Below are 1,347 nucleotides of genomic sequence, written 5' to 3'. Positions count from 1 at the left end.
CCCCACTCACCAAACAACGTACCCAATGTCCTCGCTGACGTACCTGTGGTTAGGTCGTCGGATGCTGGTATTTGCGCGCCCATACCAGCGCACAGCATCATTACGTCACCGTAATTGTACATCTTCGTGCCCCCGGGGGCTGCTGGTTGGAACCAGAGTCGGGGCCTGGGTATTCTGTATCGGTATTGTGCCGAACCATCTTTCGCGGTGTTGTAAATATAGATGTCCGAGACTGGGTGCGTCGAGGTGATGAATGTCACAGTAGCGCGCCCATTTCCTTGGTCAATCAAGCTGATTTGACCCGCTTGGTCTGTGGACCAGACATTCCCGCTAGGCAAAGAGGGGGCACTAAGCGTGAATGACGCTCCCTTGAATGCTGTCTCCGGAAATCCTGCTGTTACCGAAAACGCATGACCGCCAGCCTCTAACGTTGTAAACGGCAACGGAACCAGTGCCTTCACCCTGGCCGCATAGGACGTTACCGGACTCCCCACTGCGGGGTCGGTGATGGTTGCCTCTGTACGCGGGGTAACCTTGACCACCAGATGCTTGTCGCCATCGGTCACCACCGGTGTGTAGGTCTTGCCAGTGGCCCCAGGAATATCGGTGTACGTATTGCTGCCCACCGTATCCTCTATCTGCCACTGGTACGACGTGCCCGCCGCCGTGATGTCTTCCACATCGCCGTCCACATCCGTAAAGCCATTTGTCACCGTCACCGCTGTCCCTACGTCCGGGGTAAGATTATTCAGGGTGGGCAGTGCACTCGGGGCGTGACCCGTCACCGGCGCCGTACGGGCGGTGGCCGCAGTGGATGCCCCGAACGCCACCGGGGTCACCGTGGTGACCATCAGCAAGGCAATGATGGTTTTCTGGTACATGTTATTCACTCTCTAAATTTGTGGGATATTCCAGTGCGTGACCCGTCACCGATATGTTTGCACCGACCGCGTCATTCATCGGGTCTCGCGGCAAAAAAAATGGCCCCGACTCTGGCGGGACCGACTCGGGTTACGGGGCGACGACCGTATTGGTAGCCTCCACCTGTATCTTGCGTTTCTGGGTGGTTGTCGTGACCTGCCACGTTTGGTTGGTGGCCCCCGTGATGTTCGTGAACTGACCACTCCCTACCGCATCCTCAACCTGCCACTGGTAATTTACCGTGTCACACGCTTTGGTACAGGTCGCCGTCGCCGTCAGAGTATCCCCCACAATCGGTGCCCCGGCAGTCCCGGTCCCTCCGGTGATGGCCGCAGACAGAATGGTGTTACCCGCCGATATCGTCAGGGCGGTCACGGCGTCAACTGGCAGCCCCACAGCCGGGTCTGTAATCGCCGGGTTGGTGTG

The 1,347-nt window shown here is 58.4% G+C and carries 1 protein-coding gene and 1 pseudogene; both read right to left on the bottom strand.

Annotation, left to right across the window (positions count from 1 at the left end):
• Window positions 1–881 (bottom strand): annotated as a pseudogene (locus QSV56_RS21880) (hypothetical protein); the annotation flags it as partial.
• A 130-nt stretch (window positions 882–1,011) separates the two neighbouring features.
• Window positions 1,012–1,296 (bottom strand): ZirU family protein, encoded by a 285-nt coding sequence (locus tag QSV56_RS22010; RefSeq protein WP_367317239.1) that lies wholly within the window; start codon window positions 1,294–1,296, stop codon window positions 1,012–1,014.
• Between the last annotated feature and the right edge of the window lie 51 nt (window positions 1,297–1,347).

Source organism: Yersinia sp. 22-579, assembly GCF_030433455.1.
Taxonomy (GTDB): Bacteria; Pseudomonadota; Gammaproteobacteria; order Enterobacterales; family Enterobacteriaceae; genus Yersinia; species Yersinia enterocolitica.
This window is presented reverse-complemented; position numbering and strand designations above follow the sequence as displayed.